20 protein-coding genes are annotated in these 17,179 nt (G+C 27.6%); 5 read left to right on the forward strand and 15 right to left on the reverse strand.

All coding sequences use genetic code 11. The annotated features are described in order from the left end of the window. Positions 1-182 precede the first annotated feature (182 nt). Positions 183-1,148 carry a 5,10-methylenetetrahydromethanopterin reductase gene (mer, locus tag BP769_RS00215; RefSeq protein ID WP_409197975.1) on the reverse strand — a complete coding sequence of 322 codons (966 nt, stop codon included), beginning with the start codon at positions 1,146-1,148 and terminating at the stop codon, positions 183-185. A gap of 169 nt (positions 1,149-1,317) precedes the next feature. Between mer and BP769_RS00220 the strand changes: the two genes are divergently transcribed. The 3 genes from BP769_RS00220 (at position 1,318) to BP769_RS00230 (ending at position 4,381) form a co-directional block, all read left to right on the forward strand. Next, positions 1,318-2,412 carry an archaeosine biosynthesis radical SAM protein RaSEA gene (locus tag BP769_RS00220; protein WP_413825703.1) on the forward strand — a complete coding sequence of 365 codons (1,095 nt, stop codon included), beginning with the start codon at positions 1,318-1,320 and terminating at the stop codon, positions 2,410-2,412. Positions 2,413-2,481: 69 nt separating this feature from the next. Continuing rightward, positions 2,482-2,964 carry a DUF308 domain-containing protein gene (locus BP769_RS00225; protein WP_409197977.1) on the forward strand — a complete coding sequence of 161 codons (483 nt, stop codon included), beginning with the start codon at positions 2,482-2,484 and terminating at the stop codon, positions 2,962-2,964. Between the two features lie 109 nt (positions 2,965-3,073). After that, entirely contained in the window at positions 3,074-4,381 is a 1,308-nt protein-coding gene (locus BP769_RS00230; RefSeq protein WP_413825701.1) for a cytidyltransferase, read from the forward strand. Here the strand turns inward: BP769_RS00230 and BP769_RS00235 are convergent. From BP769_RS00235 to BP769_RS00270, 8 genes are all read right to left on the reverse strand, one after another. Continuing rightward, the gene (locus tag BP769_RS00235) at positions 4,378-5,121 is read right to left on the reverse strand and encodes an NAD(P)-binding domain-containing protein (protein WP_409197979.1); all 744 of its coding nucleotides are present in this window, start codon (positions 5,119-5,121) and stop codon (positions 4,378-4,380) included. The genes BP769_RS00230 and BP769_RS00235 overlap by 4 nt on opposite strands. Before the next feature lie 13 nt (positions 5,122-5,134). Next, positions 5,135-5,758 carry a cytochrome c biogenesis CcdA family protein gene (locus tag BP769_RS00240; protein ID WP_413861770.1) on the reverse strand — a complete coding sequence of 208 codons (624 nt, stop codon included), beginning with the start codon at positions 5,756-5,758 and terminating at the stop codon, positions 5,135-5,137. A gap of 22 nt (positions 5,759-5,780) precedes the next feature. After that, positions 5,781-6,299: a thioredoxin family protein gene (locus BP769_RS00245; RefSeq protein WP_409197981.1), complete on the reverse strand. Its 519-nt coding sequence runs from the start codon at positions 6,297-6,299 to the stop codon at positions 5,781-5,783. A gap of 85 nt (positions 6,300-6,384) precedes the next feature. Continuing rightward, positions 6,385-7,254: a damage-control phosphatase ARMT1 family protein gene (locus BP769_RS00250; RefSeq protein WP_413825698.1), complete on the reverse strand. Its 870-nt coding sequence runs from the start codon at positions 7,252-7,254 to the stop codon at positions 6,385-6,387. A 32-nt stretch (positions 7,255-7,286) separates the two neighbouring features. Beyond that, positions 7,287-7,487 (reverse strand): MoaD/ThiS family protein, encoded by a 201-nt coding sequence (locus BP769_RS00255; protein ID WP_409197983.1) that lies wholly within the window; start codon positions 7,485-7,487, stop codon positions 7,287-7,289. Positions 7,488-7,526: 39 nt separating this feature from the next. Beyond that, positions 7,527-8,468, reverse strand: a complete 942-nt coding sequence (locus tag BP769_RS00260; RefSeq protein WP_413825695.1) for a TIGR00269 family protein — start codon at positions 8,466-8,468, stop codon at positions 7,527-7,529. Positions 8,469-8,488: 20 nt separating this feature from the next. Further along, positions 8,489-9,646 carry a VWA domain-containing protein gene (locus BP769_RS00265; protein WP_413825692.1) on the reverse strand — a complete coding sequence of 386 codons (1,158 nt, stop codon included), beginning with the start codon at positions 9,644-9,646 and terminating at the stop codon, positions 8,489-8,491. Positions 9,647-9,683: 37 nt separating this feature from the next. Beyond that, positions 9,684-10,535 (reverse strand): AAA family ATPase, encoded by an 852-nt coding sequence (locus BP769_RS00270; RefSeq protein ID WP_413825689.1) that lies wholly within the window; start codon positions 10,533-10,535, stop codon positions 9,684-9,686. 206 nt (positions 10,536-10,741) lie between these two features. On the opposite strand from BP769_RS00270, the gene BP769_RS00275 reads away from it, so the two are divergent. Next, entirely contained in the window at positions 10,742-10,975 is a 234-nt protein-coding gene (locus BP769_RS00275) for a hypothetical protein (protein ID WP_409197987.1), read from the forward strand. Between the two features lie 57 nt (positions 10,976-11,032). Here BP769_RS00275 and BP769_RS00280 read toward each other — a convergent pair whose 3' ends face one another. Beyond that, entirely contained in the window at positions 11,033-12,127 is a 1,095-nt protein-coding gene (locus BP769_RS00280) for an acyltransferase (RefSeq protein ID WP_409197988.1), read from the reverse strand. Between the two features lie 136 nt (positions 12,128-12,263). Here BP769_RS00280 and BP769_RS00285 point away from each other — a divergent pair, with 136 nt between their 5' ends. After that, positions 12,264-12,722, forward strand: coding sequence for a flavodoxin family protein (locus BP769_RS00285; protein ID WP_413825686.1), 459 nt, complete (start codon positions 12,264-12,266; stop codon positions 12,720-12,722). 15 nt (positions 12,723-12,737) lie between these two features. Here BP769_RS00285 and BP769_RS00290 read toward each other — a convergent pair whose 3' ends face one another. The 5 genes from BP769_RS00290 to porB all read right to left on the reverse strand — a co-directional run bounded on the left by BP769_RS00290 (position 12,738) and on the right by porB (position 17,178). Then, positions 12,738-14,333: a dihydropteroate synthase-like protein gene (locus BP769_RS00290; RefSeq protein ID WP_413825684.1), complete on the reverse strand. Its 1,596-nt coding sequence runs from the start codon at positions 14,331-14,333 to the stop codon at positions 12,738-12,740. Positions 14,334-14,363: 30 nt separating this feature from the next. Then, complete coding sequence (locus BP769_RS00295) at positions 14,364-15,206, reverse strand: fumarate hydratase (RefSeq protein ID WP_413825682.1); 843 nt, start codon at positions 15,204-15,206, stop codon at positions 14,364-14,366. Between the two features lie 145 nt (positions 15,207-15,351). Continuing rightward, on the reverse strand, positions 15,352-15,786 hold the full coding sequence (locus BP769_RS00300) for a 4Fe-4S dicluster domain-containing protein (protein ID WP_413825680.1): 435 nt from the start codon (positions 15,784-15,786) through the stop codon (positions 15,352-15,354). Beyond that, the gene (locus tag BP769_RS00305; protein ID WP_409197993.1) at positions 15,783-16,289 is read right to left on the reverse strand and encodes a 4Fe-4S dicluster domain-containing protein; all 507 of its coding nucleotides are present in this window, start codon (positions 16,287-16,289) and stop codon (positions 15,783-15,785) included. The genes BP769_RS00300 and BP769_RS00305 overlap by 4 nt, the downstream gene beginning before the upstream one ends. 22 nt (positions 16,290-16,311) lie before the next feature. After that, the gene (gene porB, locus BP769_RS00310) at positions 16,312-17,178 is read right to left on the reverse strand and encodes a pyruvate synthase subunit PorB (RefSeq protein ID WP_413825677.1); all 867 of its coding nucleotides are present in this window, start codon (positions 17,176-17,178) and stop codon (positions 16,312-16,314) included. Position 17,179 lies beyond the last annotated feature (1 nt).

Below are 17,179 nucleotides of genomic sequence, written 5' to 3' on the forward strand. Positions count from 1 at the left end.
TGTCAAATAAAGAAACCAAACTCAAAAACACATTCTACAACTTCTACAGATCAACAAAAATACCTCAAAAATAGGGTTTCTACAGAGCCAAAAATAGTATTTATTTTAATTGAATATTTAATTTATTGGAATTTAAAATTATAATTTTAAAAAAAAAAGAAAAAATAAAAAATTAAGAGAATTTACATCTTAGCGATTACTTCTCCTAATAATTTAATAGATTCTTCTTTGTTTTTACCTAATGGGGATCCTGCAACATATTGAGTTACTCCCATTTCACCTAAAGCTTCTATCTTAGGAACGAATTCATCAGGGGTTCCGCATACAGAGAATGCATCTAATGCAGCATCGTCTATTAAACCAATTGCTCCACCGAAGTCTCCTTTAGCTAAGCAGTCACCACATTTATCATTGAATCCTTCAGGTAATCCGTGTCTTGCAATAACCATTGGAGGTGCTCCAGCTGCAATAAATGCAACAACAATTTTTGCTGCTTTTTTAGCTGCTTCAGAGTCAGTTCCAATAGAAGTAGAAGTATAAGCTGCTACATCAAAGTCTGCAATGTTTTTACCTGCAGCATCAATACCTTTTTTGATCATTGGAATAGCTGCTTCGAAATCTTTAGGATTAGAAGCGTTGATTAAACAACCGTCTGCTATTTCTCCAGAAGTTTCGAGCATTTTTGGTCCTTGAGCACCCATATACATAGGGATTGCTTCTTGAACCGCTTTTGCACCTTGTAAAGCTGCTCCACTAGGAGTAGATCCACCAGATGTTAATGTTTTAATTTCTTCAATAGCGTTTTTAACTGTAGTTACAGGTTTTGTCCATTCAATACCTAATGTATCAAATGTAGCTTTATCTCCAGGTCCGATACCAAAGGTAGCTCTTCCGTCAGAGATTTCATCTATAGTTGCAATAGCACTTGCAGATATAGCTGGTCCACGTACATATGGATTAGTTACACCAGGTCCTAACTTAATAGTAGATGTTTCTTTAGCGATTAATGCTAAAGTTTCATATACATTTTTATTGTTGTAATGGTCTGTTACCCATACATATTCGAATCCTGCGTCTTCAGCTAATTTTACGTCTTTTACAATTTCGTCTAATGGTTCATTCGGAACAAATTCTATACCAAATTTCATTTATTATCACCATGTTAAATTATATGCAAGAGCTTATAAAGTATTTGTTATTAGAAAAATATCGAAACATTTATATATAAAAAATTATGTTTCATCTTTTTATATTATTAATTAAAAACATAAAGAATAATTATAATAATAACAATTAAACAAAATGGATTTTAAAACTATGGAAATAAGAGAATTAACAAAAGAAATACGGGATAATGCTATTGAAAGAACAAAACCTAAGGATTTAGAATATCTAGCCACAAGTTGGTACCAAGAAGACTTATTATACTCAGGTAAAGGAAAATCTATATTTTTAATATTACCTACACCTGGTTGTAGTTGGGCGTTAAGTCCAAGTGGTGGATGCACAATGTGTAGTTATATTCATGATTGTTATTTAAAACCTATAGAAACTGATAAAATCATAGAATTGTTCCAAAATCAATTAAATAGATATTTAGAAGAAATTAAAGAAGATTTTGATAATGGTGAAAAGATTGCTATAAAATTATTTGCATCTGGAAGTTTTTTTAATCCTGAAGAACTACCAATAAAAGCACGAGATCAAATTTTAAAAATAATTAGTAATATTGATGAAATAAGTGAAGTTATTGTTGAATCAAGACCTGAATATATTACAAGTACACGTATAAATGAAATTTGTGAAATTTTAAATGGAAAACTTTTTGAAATAAGTATAGGATTAGAAACAGTAAATGAAGAAACACGTTTAGAAAAAATAAATAAGGGATTCAGTACAGAAACTTTTAAAAAAGCCATAGATTTAATCAAAGAAGCTAAAAATGAGTATAATATAAAAAGTAAAGCGTATATTTTTGTTAAACCTATTCTCGTATCCGAATCTGAAGCTATAAAAGAAGCTATTGATACTACATATTTTGTTGAAGAAATTGGAGTTGATCGTATTAGTTGTTGTCCTGCTACTATCCATAAAGGAACTGTGATAGAAAGATTATGGAGAAGAGGATCATATCAACCTCCTTGGATTTGGAGTACTGTTAAGATTATTAACACAATAAGAGAAAATGTAAAAATTCCGGCATTAATGGATACCTCAGGATTTGGTTCTAAACGTGGCCCTTACAATTGTAAGAAATGTAATAAAGATTTAAAACATAAAATTATTAGTAGTAATCTTACACAAACACAAATTCATCATGATTGTGCTTGTAAAAAAGAATGGGAAGCAGAAATAAAATTTAATAATTTAAGTCAATCTAAAACAAATAAAAAACATTTACCTTTATATTAAAGAAAAGTTTTTTTAATAATTAATTAAAAATATTATATTAATAACAATTATAAAGGGAGGTTTATTATATTGAAAAAGGAATCAATTAGTATTATTGCCATAATTTTAGGTGTTATAATCATTGCATTTCCTATGCTGGGCGTAATTGGAGCAAGTAGTATTCTTGGATTATCTATATTATTAATGAGTATATTTTTACTTGTTACTGGTGTATCTGAAATTGATTATAGTAAAACTAAATGTATTTTATACCTTATAATAGGTATTGTAATGTTAGTACTTTCATTAGGATTAATTTTCAATCCAAGTTTATTCGCATTCTTAGCAGCATTAACTATTTACCTTGCAGGACTATTCTTAATCGTCATAGGTTTAATAATTCTTATAACAAGTAGAGAAACACGTTACGGATTTTGGATTGGTATAATAGGTATTATTTTAGGTGTAATATATATTATAGTAGGAACTTACATACAAGATCCTACAGTTCTAGGAGCTTTAATCGGAATATGGTTAATTTTAGCAGGTATATTGAATTTATTAGACAGATAAAGTATAATCTGTCTTTAACAAATTTTTTTTAAAATTAAAATTTTTATTTTATTAATGAATAAGTAAACTTTTTTTAAATGAATAATATTTTTTTAAGGAATATATGAAAATGATTGGAATCAGTGCAGATTTTGACCCTGTACATTTAGGGCATGAACAATTAATCCAAAGTGGAAAAAAAATAGCAAATAAAACTGGAGATAAAGTAGTTGTATACTTAAATAAAGGTTACAGTGCAAATCATGCACCTTTTTTCTGTAATTTTAATGCTAGGGCTGAAATGGCTAAAGCATGTGGTGCAGATGTTATTGTACCTGTAGAAGGATTACATCATAGATTAACTTTATCTTATAGTGTACCTATACGTGCATCACAAATGATTGAGGAGGGTATAACTGATTATATTAGTGCTGCAGAAGTTAGTCCTGAAAAGATTAAAAAGATGGGTGATCGTTTTGTGCGTGAAAAAAACTTTTTAGGAATGCCTCGTGAAATACCAAATAGGAATGTTGTTAGATGGTATGCAGTTAATGAGTTTTTGAAAACCAAATTTGAACATAATATGAAAATCCATATCATACCGGAGTTAGAAAAGGATGGAAAGATTAGTGGACGTTTTATTAGGAAATCTATAATTGAGAATGATATGGAAATTACAGATGAAGTGGAAAATTTACTTCCAAAATCAAGTATTAAGATTATTAAAAGGGAAATTGATAATGGAACTATTAATAATCAAAGAAATTATAGAAGTATCACTCATAAAATGAATACTTATTCCCGTGGAGATTTGACTAATATTGCATATTTAAATGCAGATGCTGTAAATGCAATAATTGAAGCTCGGCAATATCAAGATCCTGAAAGTATTTGGGCTGTTTTTAGAAGAGTTGGTTATGGTCCTGTTCTTACAAGATTAGCAACTAGTGCTATTGAAAAAGAGGTTAGTAAAAATGAAGTTGTTAAACTTATGAGGACTTATGAAGCTAAAGGTGTTATTCCTCCAGAACAAATTGTTGATAAAGTTATTCAACGAGCTTTTTATGTTGCTAGTGAAGTTGAAAATGAGGAACTAACACAAGATGCTAATGAACGTTTCAGAAGTGAGAATATTGAGGTAAATAATGTTCCTTTAAGTTTTGAGGGTGGTTTGAATATTACAAAGTTTGAAACTAAAAAGCTTAAAAGAGGGTTAAAGGAACATAGAATCCCTGCTAAAATTTATGTTGATAAGGATAATATGTTATCTTGTGAGATTAAAGAGGGTAAATTTAAGATTAAAACTATATTAAAATTACCTGCATTGCATGTTACTTATTTACGTTATATTATCGATTCACAATTCATACCTGTTAGGGGAGAGGTAGTGGAAAGGGATCGTGGATTGAGAGTTAAAATTTATATTCATGACAATTAAAGTTTTTCGAATTTATTTTTTGTAGCTTCAGTCATGATTAAATTATTTGTAGAAGAGTTTTGGTTTTTTAAGAAATTTAATATTTCATTTAACTCTTCATTTTTACGTTTTTTATTTTTTTTACTATTTTTTATACGGGATGTGCTTGATGATTTGAAATCTGTATTTTCTGTAATTTCTAATATGTCCCATAATTGTGAGCTTAAGTTATTTGCATTTTCAAATGTTTCGATTAATAGGGCACTTACTCCTTTTGTATAGATACTTCTTAACATTTTTAATTTAGATGCATCTCCAATTTTGTCACTTATGATGTTTGTTTTAATATTGCAGTTTTTGAAAATTGATAATTTTTTTGATTTTGGACCTGATAATATTAAAAGTTTTAAATTTTCAACTTTACCTATTATTGCACCATCAATGAAATTGTTTGAAAATATTTGTTCTATTTTTAGGGTGGTTGTTGGGTTTATATTGTTTAAATCTAGGTATAATCCTTCATAGTTTGAAAATTGTTTTGCTACGTTTAGTGCGTTTTTTGGACTATTTGCACTTATTATTATGTCACATTTTTCCATTAGTTGTTTATTTGAATCTAATTTTATTGTTTCTGTTTGTTTTATGCGTTTTATTGTTTCTTCGCTTCTGTTTTCTATTGAGACATATGTTTTATATTGTTTTGTTAATTTATTTGCTAATGTTTGATTAACTTTGCCAAAACCTATAAACCCTATATCCATTGTCTCACCATTTTTATAATAAAATTCCATATTGAGCAAGTAGCATATATACTCCCACTATTAAAATGATTAATCCACAAATTCTATTAATTATATTGGACCATTCATTGATTTTCTTGAAGTTTATTTCTGATACAATAAATCCTATTAAATAAATTGTAAAAGCAAAACCTAAAGTATATGATAATAAGTTCAAACCAGTATAAACAACATTACCTTTAGATATAGTAACACTCATCAAACTTAAAAGATATGAGCCATAACAAGGAGCCCAAGCTAAAGAAGTTACTAAACCCATTAAAAAAGATTTTAACAATCCAGTTTTATTATTTTTAACTCTTAAATTAAAATTGAATAGATTTAAATTAAATAATAGAACTAAACCTAAAAATATTATAATTAAAGATGCTAAAATTCTTATCCAATGTAAATAATGAGTAATAGTTGCAGTAAAAATCATAGACAAAATGATAATTACAAAGAAAACTGAAAATAATCCCAAAGTAAAAACTAATGTTTCAATTTTATCTCTTTCTAAAAAAGAATATGCAATAATTATAGGAATTACAGGTAATACACAAGGTGAAAGTACTGAAGTTATACCTACTAAAAATGAAATAATAAACATGAAATCCATAAACCAATACCTACACTACTAACTAAATTTTACTTAATAAATCATTTACAGATTGGAATCCTATAATTGTTTTATTCACATCACCATTTGAATTTAAAATTACAAATGTTGGATAACTTACAACTTGGTATTTACTACATAATTCAGGATGATTATCCCCATCAATAATTACTGGAATATAATTACTATTAAGTTTATCTTGAACATTAACATCTGTATATGTTTCAGAATTCATTTGTTGACAATACTGACAAGTGGAAGATTGAAACGCTAAAAATAATGGTTTTTGATCCTTTTGAGCAACACTAAGTGCTGAATCTAAATCAGTATACCATTCAATATTATTACTAATTACAGTTACATTTGAACTATTTTCAACATGATAATTGCTTGAATCACTTACAGAATTGGAATCAGCAGAGGTAGAAACCTCATTAGTTTGCGGATTAATATTAAAATAATTATTAGTTATTGCAAAAGCGGATACCACTATTAAAATAAAAACAATAATTAATATTATCCATGAAGTTTTTTCTTTCATAATTTTATATAATAAATTTTATTGTTTATAAAGATTACCAATTTGTTCATAAATATACGAATAATAAATTTTATTAAAAAAAAGATTAATTCTTAAATTTTAACAAAACCATATCACCATTAGCAACATCTAAAGATAAAGCATTAGCTTTACATTTAGAACATAATAAATAAAAAACATCCTGAGTTGGAAAATCTAATTCACTTAAACCTTCATAATTACCCATACCTTTAGAAATAATAAAATCTGATTTATCAAAGAAATCCCTAAAATCATCAGATAAACTATTATATACTACACCTACAGTATTAGTCCCAATTGTAATTAAATCTGCAAATTCATCTAAACCAACTTCTAATGCATCTTCCATACATGCATCATTTAAAATTGGATTATGTTTTACTGCAACAGTAATATGAATATCATAATCCTCTTTTATTTTTTCAAGCAAAAGTTTATCAAAAACTATTTCCCCAGTATTATCAACCAAATATAACAATTCATCATGATTTTTCAACGCATAATCTAAACTATTTACATCATTAATAGCCAAATCTTTACCTAAATAATCATTTAATAAACTATTAATATCAGTATCAAAACCAAAAGCACCAAAATCTAAAATATTACCTACAATACTTATTTTAACATAATTTTCTAAACTATCATCTTTTTTAAGTATTTCTTTTACTTGAGGTAATAAATTTTTAGCTATTTCATTACCTAAATGTTTCTTCTCATTATAAGGATCATTACAACCTGTTTCATCCATTATCAATTTATGCATTCCAGATCCTGTTGCATTAGATGATGCTCCCTTTTTAAAATTTTTTGACAAAAACTTAATTACATCTTCCATTATTTTAAGTTTTAAATCATCATCATCACTAGCTAGATTTAATGCTTCCTTAGCTTGACGTAAATAACATGCCCCACATTCATAATATACTTTCATAAAATTAACCTCATAACGATAAAATTCAAATCTTATCCCCCATATATAATTTGAATTAATTTAATAGTATCTCCATCATTTATTTCAGCATCCTCTGATACTATTTGATCATTCTTTTTTGCAACAATAGTTTGTGGAGAAACTTCCAAATCATCTAAAACATTTAATATTGTTGTTTTACCATTTAATTCTTTATCTTCATTAATTTCATTATACTCTAATTTAAATGTCATAAAAATCATCTTATATTTATTTAAAAAAAATTTAATCCCTTAAAAATAATCTAAGTTAGGGCTATGACCTAACTCTTTTAAGAAAGTACAAGCCCGACAAACCTTATTTGATGAAGGTTCACCACAAATTTCACACCTATCAAATTCAAAAGGTTCAGTTAATTCTTCACGAATAACTGGTCGCATTTTATCAAATCCTCTAAGTGTACTATACATTATTGTAGGATGTTCTGGTGTTAAATCTTTTAAAACATTACCTACTTCCATTCTGAAAGATTGTTGAGCATAAGGACAACCATCTAAATGGATTTCTAAACCTTTAGATAAAGCATATAATCCAACTTCTCTTTCAGGAATTTCACGAAGTGGTTTGATCTTAGGAGTAAACAATTCACTTTTAGATTCTGTTATCGGACCAATTTTAACTAAATTTCCAATATTGCCTTCTAAATAATTCATCATTATAGCTTCAGCTTCATCATCCAAATTATGACCAGTTGCAATTTTAGTTGCACCCATATCCCTTGCTGCACGATTTATTAACCATCGTCTAAAAACCCCACAGTAAGTACAAGCTCCTCTATGATCTGGAACATTCATAATCTCATCAAGATCTATATCAAAAGCATCTTTAAATGATAAAATTTGATGTTCTATCCCCAAACGTTTTGCATGTCTCTTAGCTATATCTACTCCTTCTTGACGATACCCCTTAATACCCTCATCAATTGTACATGCACATAACTCAATGAAATGTCTTTCAACATAAGAATTCAAAATTTCAAGTGTAGCTACACTATCTTTACCTCCAGATAACGCAACCATAACTTTATCTCCTTTTTGTAAAAGATTTTCTTTTTTAATTGTTTTAATAACCTTTTTCTCAATACTTTCTATAAAACAATCTTGACACAAGGCTTGTCCAGATGCTTTTCTTTTAATTACAATATTGGGGTTACCACATTTACTACATATATCCATATTAATCATCTATTAAATTTTTACATTTGAACTACAAAATCAGCTAACTGATTAAGAGTGCTAACTTCAAATACTTTAGCACCAACATTTTCATATAAACTAACACAGCTATCAACTACATCCCATTTATTTTTATCCTCAGGATTAAGTATAACAACTTTTTTACTGTCCCTTACTATATCTTGTAATACTTCAACACTTGCAGGTATACCGTCAATTTTTGGACCTGCCCAATCACGACAATCAGATAATAAAACAACATAAGATTTATTATTTAATTTTGCTTGTTTCTTAAATAAATTAAATGCTGAATACATATTACTAGTTCCATGAACCATCGCATTCCTCATACGTAAAGTTCTAACATCAGCAAAAGCATTTAATAAATAATCCTGTTTAAGAGCATCAGTTGTTTCAATAACTTTATTATCAAATTCAAAAACTCTTGAATTCTTAAAAGCTGTTTGACAGGAATACATTAACATGAAAAACCAACTACTAATCCATTCACATGATCCACTTATATCATTTAAAAATAAATGTTCATTCTTATGTCTTTTAGGTTTAGCTTTAATTAACTCAACAGGAACTCCACCATATTTAATATTTTTACGCATAGTTCTTCGAATATCAACTTTATTAGTTTTAGCTAATTTATTACGTCTAGATCTTTTATTAGCAATACGACGACCCAATTGTTGACATAACTCCAACATTCTAGGATCAAATTTATTTAACTTTGTTAAATCTTTATTTAAAAGTTCACCTTCACGTTCTAAATTTTCTCTATCATCTAATACAGGTGTCCCTGAAAGTTGTTTAATTTGTTCCATTCCCATTTTATTTGGTTTTTTATGAACTTTAGCATTCTTTTTCTTAATAACATACTTATTAGATTTTCCACCAGCTTTACCTGCATTCATATTACTATTTTTTTTAACTTTCTTAGATTCATCAGTTAAAGGAGGTTTAATAAAGCATTGATCAAAAATTTCATCAAATTTAATCATATCATATTTATCTTTAACATAAACACTTCTTAGAGCTCTTTTAAGTGAAACTAAATCATTCACACCTATAATTTCACAAGTATCTAATGCAGTTTGTGTACTACGAATACTTACATTTAAACCTTTATCTCTAAGTTGATTAGACAAATATATTATTTTAGCTTTCATAAACATCAAAAAAATTAATTCATTATTTATATAATTATTATTGTTTGAAAATATCTTTCATAACTCTTTTTTTATCAGATTCACTTTTAACTGCTACACCTACACTATCTATAAGTGCTTGATCTACATTTTTAGTGTTTAAATTTTCTACACTATTAACCCAGTCTACAGTTGCTCTCACACTAGGTTTCTTAGTTAAGTTCAAATCACGAATACGATGAACTAAATTAACCACCTTACGAGATAAACCATCATCAACTTCAGGTATTTTTGATTTAACAATTTTCATTTCACGTTCTACACTTGGATATGGAATATATAAAAATAAACATCTATCCTTAGTTTCATCCAGTAACATTCTTTGTGAATTACTTGTTAATATAACAATAAGATCATTATTTAATTGAAAAGTCCCTAAATCATTTACTGTAACTTCTTTTTCACCTAATGCTTGTAATAAAAAACTTTCGACTTCTTCATCTGCTTTATCAATTTCATCTATTAACAATAGTGAATCGTTTTCATTCATAAAAGCATTAAGTAATGGTCTTTTAATAAAATATTCATTATTAAAGATACTATTTTCATCTTGATTTTTTCCTTTAGATGATTCTAAGTGTAATAATTGTTTTTGATAATTCCATTCACCAATTATTTGTTCAAATGTTATTCCTTCATAACATTGTATACGGAAAAATTCCCTATTTAATGATTTAGCAATAGCTTTTGCTAATTCAGTTTTACCTACACCTGGAGGTCCTTCAATTAGTATAGGTTTATTTAAAGATAATGCTAAGAACATAGCTGTGGTTATTTCTTTATTACTAACATAACCAATTTCATTTAAATTTTTATCAATATTTTTAATTGTAATCTCATCTTTAACCAATTTAAAAACCTTTCTTATATTTTTTTTATAATTCAATTAATATTATTATTAAAATTATTTTTTTTTAATAATTATAATATTCATTTTCTTTAAATAAATAGATTTGTTTTAAACAATTAAAACTAAAAATGTTTTTTAAAACCAAAAAATAAAATACTAAAAATTATAAAAGATAATTAATAATTAATTTTACGAGCATAATGAAAATGAATAAAAAAATAATAGGATTAATAATATTGTTTATAATAGTTTTAGGCGGATTCGCAATAAGTTCATTTTATTCAACTGACAACACCCAAAACAACACAAACAACCAAGAATTAAATGGAAATAATTCCATAACCAATGAATTAAACTGCATAATACCCTTAATTAATATAGGAGAAAATTTAAACATTCCATACAATAATCCAAATATGAAAATTAATAATAATTCTTAATTTTTAAAATAAATAAATTTAAAAAGAGCATAAGATAAAAAAAATAATAAAATTTTTTTATCTAGTATTTTTATACCTAATTCTACCTGTTAAAGCTCTTAATATTGGTATTTCATTAAATACTAACATTGTAGCCCAAGTTAATAGTAAAATAAATATTCCAGATAATGGAATCATTAACCAAAAATTATTAATCAGGAATAATGGTGTTAATAATTCATAATATAACATATGCCCTAAATAAATTCCATAAACATTACTACTTAAGGATATTATAGCAAAACTAAAAAAACCTGTTGTGAAAAAATTATTTTTATTACTTAATGTTCTGGAATCATAATTAAAGTTTTTTATAGTTAAGAAAAAACTAACAGCTTGGAAGACTATAAGTATATTATAATATAATGAATTATCACTTGTGCCTGCAGTTAATATATTATTTGAGGGTAAAGTTAACCTAATTATAGTCACAGCAATGAAAACGATTGGCCAAATCCATTTATTTTCTAAAATAAAACTTCTTTTATTGTGTAAATAGTAACCTAAGATAAAATAACCTAATGGTCCCGCAAAGTATCTTAAATCTATATTAATGTATGGAAGATGGAAAGTTGTAAAAATACATGTTATAAACCAAATAATGAGGAAAATACCTACTTCATCGAAAGAAGATTTAGTTATCCATTTATTAATAATAGGAGCAACTAAGTAAATACTTAACATAAGCCAAACAAACCAAAAATGACCTAAGTATTGTGGTTCTCCTAATAACATTTTAAAAATATAAGTTATAAAAGAAACATGATATACAGATGCAGTTCTTACATAATTTCCAGTTACTAATGCTAAAACTATGAATATAATCCACCATGAAAAAAATGGAATTAACATTCGAGGAAATCTAAGTTTTACAAAATTAATAAAATCAGATTTTCTACCTAAAATTAGAACTCCTGAAACCATCATAAAAAGAGGAATACTTACTTTACAAATAATATCATAAAAAGTTGCAACTTCTGAACCATTAATATGTCCAGGAATATAATAATAACAAACATGAGCTATAATAACAAGTAAAATTGAAATAGCTTTTAATTGATCTAAGTAAGCTATTCTATTACGTTTTTGTATCCTATTTCCTCGATAACTCATTAATTAAACCTCAAAAATAATTATAAAAATTTTATTTTTAAAATAGACTTTTTTCATTAAAATTTATATAATATAATATTTTTATTATTAAATATAAAATTAACCTTAAAATATAGACTTTAAGAGATGAAAAAAAATGAAAACACTAATTACATATTATTCAAGAACAAATAATACTAAAAAAGTTGCTGAAGGAATACAAAATAAACTTTCATGCGATATTGAAGAAATAATACCAAAAACTAATTATTCTGGAAAAATTGGTTATATAAAAGGCGGTAAAGATTCTGCAATTGGAAAAAAGATTAAAATAGAAAAAACTAATTATAATCCTGAAGATTATGATTGTATTATTTTAGCAACACCAATATGGGCAGGAACTATGTCTTCACCAATATTAGCTTACATCAATGAAAATGCAAATAAATTTAAAAATGTAATATATGTTGCAACAAGTAAATCCGATAAGGGTGAAAAAACTTTTAATAAAATGAGTGAGATTATTGGAAAAGAACCTTTAGAAACTTTAATGGTTAAAGAATCTGAATTAAATAACCTTGATTCAAAAATATCCCCAATTATTGATAAAATATAAAAATAATTAAAAAGATTAATTTAATTTTAATGGATGGTTAAATAAAGGAAAATCTTGAATATAATCTTTACCAGTAATCATAGCAATTTCAGCTTTTTCTAATTCACTTCCTAAATAAGCAGCATGCTCTAATCTGGTTACTAATCCTTTTTTAACTAGTTCATCATAAATTTCTTTAGCATAAGATCCTGAAATAGAAATATCTGGCTTTGTTTTAGTAAAATGTGTTACAATAATTTTACTATCCTCAACATTTTTACCATAACTTACACGAATCTTAAAACTACCTTTAGGATCCCTTTTAAATTTTTTACATTCACTAGCTTCTTCTAAAGGAACATTATATTGTTCTGATAAATTATTATGTTTTCTTTTATCTTTAAAAACCAATAAGTCAATACCTAAATCTTTAGGTATAGAATGTCTTTTTTTAGCTAAAAACATCATTTTACTAGCAACTGCCAATTCATGAACACTACCTGCAGTTTTAGCACTTTCTTCAGGAGTAAAAAGTATACTTGCCCCTAATTCCATGGCTAAACCTGAAAGTACTGCATTAGCTCCTACAGAATCTGTATCCATTAATTCTATAACATTCCCAATACCAAAAAACATTGGTCTTTTACATTGCTTATGAAAATCATTATAAGCAGTTATAGAATCAACAAGACTATTACTATTAATTGGATCTAAAACCATATCCGCAATAATATCCAAGCCTTCAGTCTTTTTAATAAGCTTTTTCATAGAGTCGATACGTTCTTTAGGAGTATGAGGTACAAATCCCTCATTATAATTTGTTGGAAGCAATACTGCAGGAACATTATGTTCTTTTAATAAAGGTAATAATTCTTCACAATTCCCATGATCTAAGCTTAATACCATATCAATTCCACAATCAACAGCAATTTTTATTTCCTTGGGATTTAAAGTATCAATACTTAAAGGTTTATCCCCAACAATCAGCCTTAATGTATCAATTAAAGAAGGTATATCTTCAGAACGATCTTCACCAGCCAGCATACCAATATCTATCATATCTGAACCGGAAGCAATAAAGTATTCTGCTTTTTTAATTAAATCTTCTTTAGATAAAGCCGGAGCATTTGCAATTTCAGATAATACTCGCATTGGAAAGTCTTCACCTACAGGTAAATTTTTAACAAGAATATTTTCTGATTTTTTAAGTAAATTATTTACATTAATTTTATCATTTTCATAATTATTAATTAATTCAAATGCTTGTTTGCGCTTTTCTTCTTCAATCAACCTATCTGCAGCTTTAACTTCAGATAATTCTAAATCTTCCATTAAATCTAGAACCATTTGTAAATCTGCTGCATCAGTAGATCCTTTAAAAGTAGGTATGTTAAATGCTTCTTTAATTTCAGTTGTAGATTTTCTCATCAAACCTGGAGCAATAATAAAATCAACAGTATCCAATTGATTAGCAAAATTATTTTTGATTTCTTTAATAATTTTATTAGGAGTTAAAAATGCTGCTACCTGAGTATTATCTGCAATATGAACAATTGTATCAACTTTACTCTTGTCTGCTTTTTCTTTTACTAAAGGATAAGCAAGTTTTCCTGTAATTATAAGAACTTTCAATTTAGTTACTTCCTAAAAATTTAATTAAATTTATTCATTAAATAAACGAGTTGTAGCATGTCTATGAGCCCAACATTGGATAACTACCCCAATAGGTAATCCTGCTGTATGTGTACTTGCAGTTAATATTTTAACATCCAAAGCAGTTGTGCGTCCACCCATTCCCATTGGTCCTTTACCTTTTTTATTAATTTCACTTAAAATTTCTGATTCAATTTTAGCTATTTCTTCATTAGGATTATGTTCACCAATATTATTTAATAAAGCTTTTTTACCTAATTTCATAGCCATATCACTAGTTCCACCAACTCCAACTCCAACAATCATTGGAGGGCAAGGTTTTCCACCTGCAGCTAAAGCAGATTCTATTACAAAATTTTTAATTCCTTCAATACCTTCAGCAGGTAATGCCATTTTTAATTTATTATTGTTTTCTGAACCAAAACCTTTAGGTAAAACTGTGAATTCCACATAGGGCTCATCTATTAAATCAATATTTATTTGAGGAATACCATCCCCAATATTAGTACCCGTATTTTCTCTAGTTAATGGGTCTACAACATTAGGTCGTAAAGGCACATCTTTAGTAGCTTTTTTAACCCCATTTTGGATAGCTTTAACTAAATTTTCACATTTGACATTTCCAAGTTTAACAAAAATTATGGGTAAGCCAGTATCTTGACACATAGGTATTTGATTCTTAAAGGCTAATTCTACATTTTTTAGAATATTATTAATGTTTAGTTTTCCTAAATCATTGTCCTCTTGTTCTAGTGCATTTTCAAGTGCATTTTTTACATCATCTCTAACTTCTATAGCTGCTTTTTTATAAAGTTGGAAAATTGTATCTTCAATAAGTTTTTCTGTAATCATAAAAATATTCCCTTAAAAAAATAAAATTTTTAATAGTTTTTCTATTAAATATTATACAAACAAATTTAAATAATTTATTAAAAAATAGTAAAAAAAATTTGAAAAAAAGAAAAAATAATCTAAAAAAATCTTAAATATAAATTTTTTATTTCATTATGCTTTGAATTTTAACTAATCCTTCAGAAACTTTTTCTTGACGTTCTTGAATAATTTCTTCTATGTCATTAGTTAATGCTTTAGTTGGACAAGAATCTACACATGCTTGAGATTCTTTATCAAAGCATAAATCACATTTTTTTGCGGTTCCAACCTCATCAATGTTTATGGCACCAATAGGACAAACAGTTGTACATGTTCCACACCCTATACATTTATCTTCATTGATAATTATAGCTCCACCTAACTCTTCAATAGCGCCCTCTGGACATGAATGAAGACAAGGAGCTCGATTAGGATCACAGTGCATACAGAATAATGGTATTCCTTCATTAACATGAATTGCATTATTTGGACAATTTCTTTCACATTTTCCACAATCTACGCATAATTCTGGAGTTAAATTCAATTCACGCATACTCATTCACTCTCCTTATCCATAGCAGCACTATTTTTAGTTGCACTTGTTACAAGAGATAAAACACCTTTACGTTTAGGTTTTTTACCTAAACTTTGAATTTTAGCAACATGTGCACTCTGTTTTTTATCTTTAAGATTTTCAATATCAACAAGAGCAATAGCTCGTTTACTACATGCTTGAATACAAGCTGGACCATCTTCACGATCTTTACAAAGATTACATTTATGAGAACTTCCATAAGCTATTGAAATACTACCGAATGGACAAACCATGGAACAAAAACCACAAGCTATACATTTAGTTGCATCAACACCTTCACTGGTCATAGCACCAGTAGGACATATAGTTTCACAAGGAGCATCTTCACATTGTTGACAACGTATTGGATAATAACTGTCACCTACATCATGAATAGTGATATTTTTAACACCATGAATACCTTCACAAGCTTTTTCACAATCTAAACAACCATCACATAATTCACTTTGTACTAATAATTTTTCCAAAAGAGTTACCTCCTTCTATTATTTATATTCCTAATTCTTCACAATTTGAATCAACATAAGATTGTATTTGATCAATTTGTTCTTGTTTAAGATGTCTGAATCTTTTTTGAGTACTTAAATAATCCATAACAGGAATTCTGTTTTGAGGTTTATAAGTTACTTTAAATTCCCCTTGATCAATCTCATATAAAGACCATGCACCAGATTCAACAGCTTTACGACCAATTTCAATAGTTTTACTTGGATCAAATCCCCAACCAGTAGTACATGGTTGATGTAAATGTATATATGACGGTCCATCTATTTCAGATGCTTTTTTAACTTTCTTCATATAATCTTCAGGATAAGCAATACTTGCTGTTGCAACATAAGGTATTCCATGAGCTGCCATAATAAGAGGCATGTTCTTCTTTGTTTCTGTTTTACCAAAACTAACATTACCTGCAGGAGAAGTAGTTGTACTTGCACCATAAGGTGTTGCTCCACTTCTTTGAATACCCGTGTTCATATAAGCTTCATTATCATAACAAATATATAACATGTTATGACCTCTTTCCATTGCCCCAGATAATGCTTGGAGACCTATATCTACAGTTCCCCCATCACCACCGAAAGCTACTACATTAACATCTTCTTTACCTTGAGCTTTAAGTGCTGCTTCTACACCAGAAGCAACAGATGCGGCATTTTCAAAAGCAACATGAATAAAAGGAACTTCCCATGCAGATTCAGGGAAAGGAGTTGTCATAACTTCTAAACATCCTGTAGCAGCTATAGCTACAGTATTTCTACCTAACATTTTAAGAGCAAGTCTTACTCCAATACTAGCTCCACAACCAGAACAACCTCTGTGACCTGGTGCTAATAATTCTATTTCAGGTACTTCCATT

It is taken from the genome of Methanobrevibacter sp. UBA417, from assembly GCF_002508845.1.
Taxonomy (GTDB): domain Archaea; phylum Methanobacteriota; class Methanobacteria; order Methanobacteriales; family Methanobacteriaceae; genus Methanobrevibacter_A; species Methanobrevibacter_A acididurans.

What these genes read in the sequence shown, in the direction of transcription:
- mer (WP_409197975.1), bottom strand. Translation starts at nt 1,148, where the DNA reads ATGAAATTTGGTATAGAATTTGTTCCGAATGAACCATTAGACGAAATT.
- BP769_RS00220 (WP_413825703.1), top strand. Translation starts at nt 1,318, where the DNA reads ATGGAAATAAGAGAATTAACAAAAGAAATACGGGATAATGCTATTGAA.
- BP769_RS00230 (WP_413825701.1), top strand. Translation starts at nt 3,074, where the DNA reads ATGATTGGAATCAGTGCAGATTTTGACCCTGTACATTTAGGGCATGAA.
- BP769_RS00235 (WP_409197979.1), bottom strand. Translation starts at nt 5,121, where the DNA reads ATGGATATAGGGTTTATAGGTTTTGGCAAAGTTAATCAAACATTAGCA.
- BP769_RS00240 (WP_413861770.1), bottom strand. Translation starts at nt 5,758, where the DNA reads ATGGATTTCATGTTTATTATTTCATTTTTAGTAGGTATAACTTCAGTA.
- BP769_RS00245 (WP_409197981.1), bottom strand. Translation starts at nt 6,299, where the DNA reads ATGAAAGAAAAAACTTCATGGATAATATTAATTATTGTTTTTATTTTA.
- BP769_RS00250 (WP_413825698.1), bottom strand. Translation starts at nt 7,254, where the DNA reads ATGAAAGTATATTATGAATGTGGGGCATGTTATTTACGTCAAGCTAAG.
- BP769_RS00255 (WP_409197983.1), bottom strand. Translation starts at nt 7,487, where the DNA reads ATGACATTTAAATTAGAGTATAATGAAATTAATGAAGATAAAGAATTA.
- BP769_RS00260 (WP_413825695.1), bottom strand. Translation starts at nt 8,468, where the DNA reads ATGGATATATGTAGTAAATGTGGTAACCCCAATATTGTAATTAAAAGA.
- BP769_RS00265 (WP_413825692.1), bottom strand. Translation starts at nt 9,646, where the DNA reads ATGAAAGCTAAAATAATATATTTGTCTAATCAACTTAGAGATAAAGGT.
- BP769_RS00275 (WP_409197987.1), top strand. Translation starts at nt 10,742, where the DNA reads ATGAATAAAAAAATAATAGGATTAATAATATTGTTTATAATAGTTTTA.
- BP769_RS00280 (WP_409197988.1), bottom strand. Translation starts at nt 12,127, where the DNA reads ATGAGTTATCGAGGAAATAGGATACAAAAACGTAATAGAATAGCTTAC.
- BP769_RS00285 (WP_413825686.1), top strand. Translation starts at nt 12,264, where the DNA reads ATGAAAACACTAATTACATATTATTCAAGAACAAATAATACTAAAAAA.
- BP769_RS00295 (WP_413825682.1), bottom strand. Translation starts at nt 15,206, where the DNA reads ATGATTACAGAAAAACTTATTGAAGATACAATTTTCCAACTTTATAAA.
- BP769_RS00300 (WP_413825680.1), bottom strand. Translation starts at nt 15,786, where the DNA reads ATGAGTATGCGTGAATTGAATTTAACTCCAGAATTATGCGTAGATTGT.
- porB (WP_413825677.1), bottom strand. Translation starts at nt 17,178, where the DNA reads ATGGAAGTACCTGAAATAGAATTATTAGCACCAGGTCACAGAGGTTGT.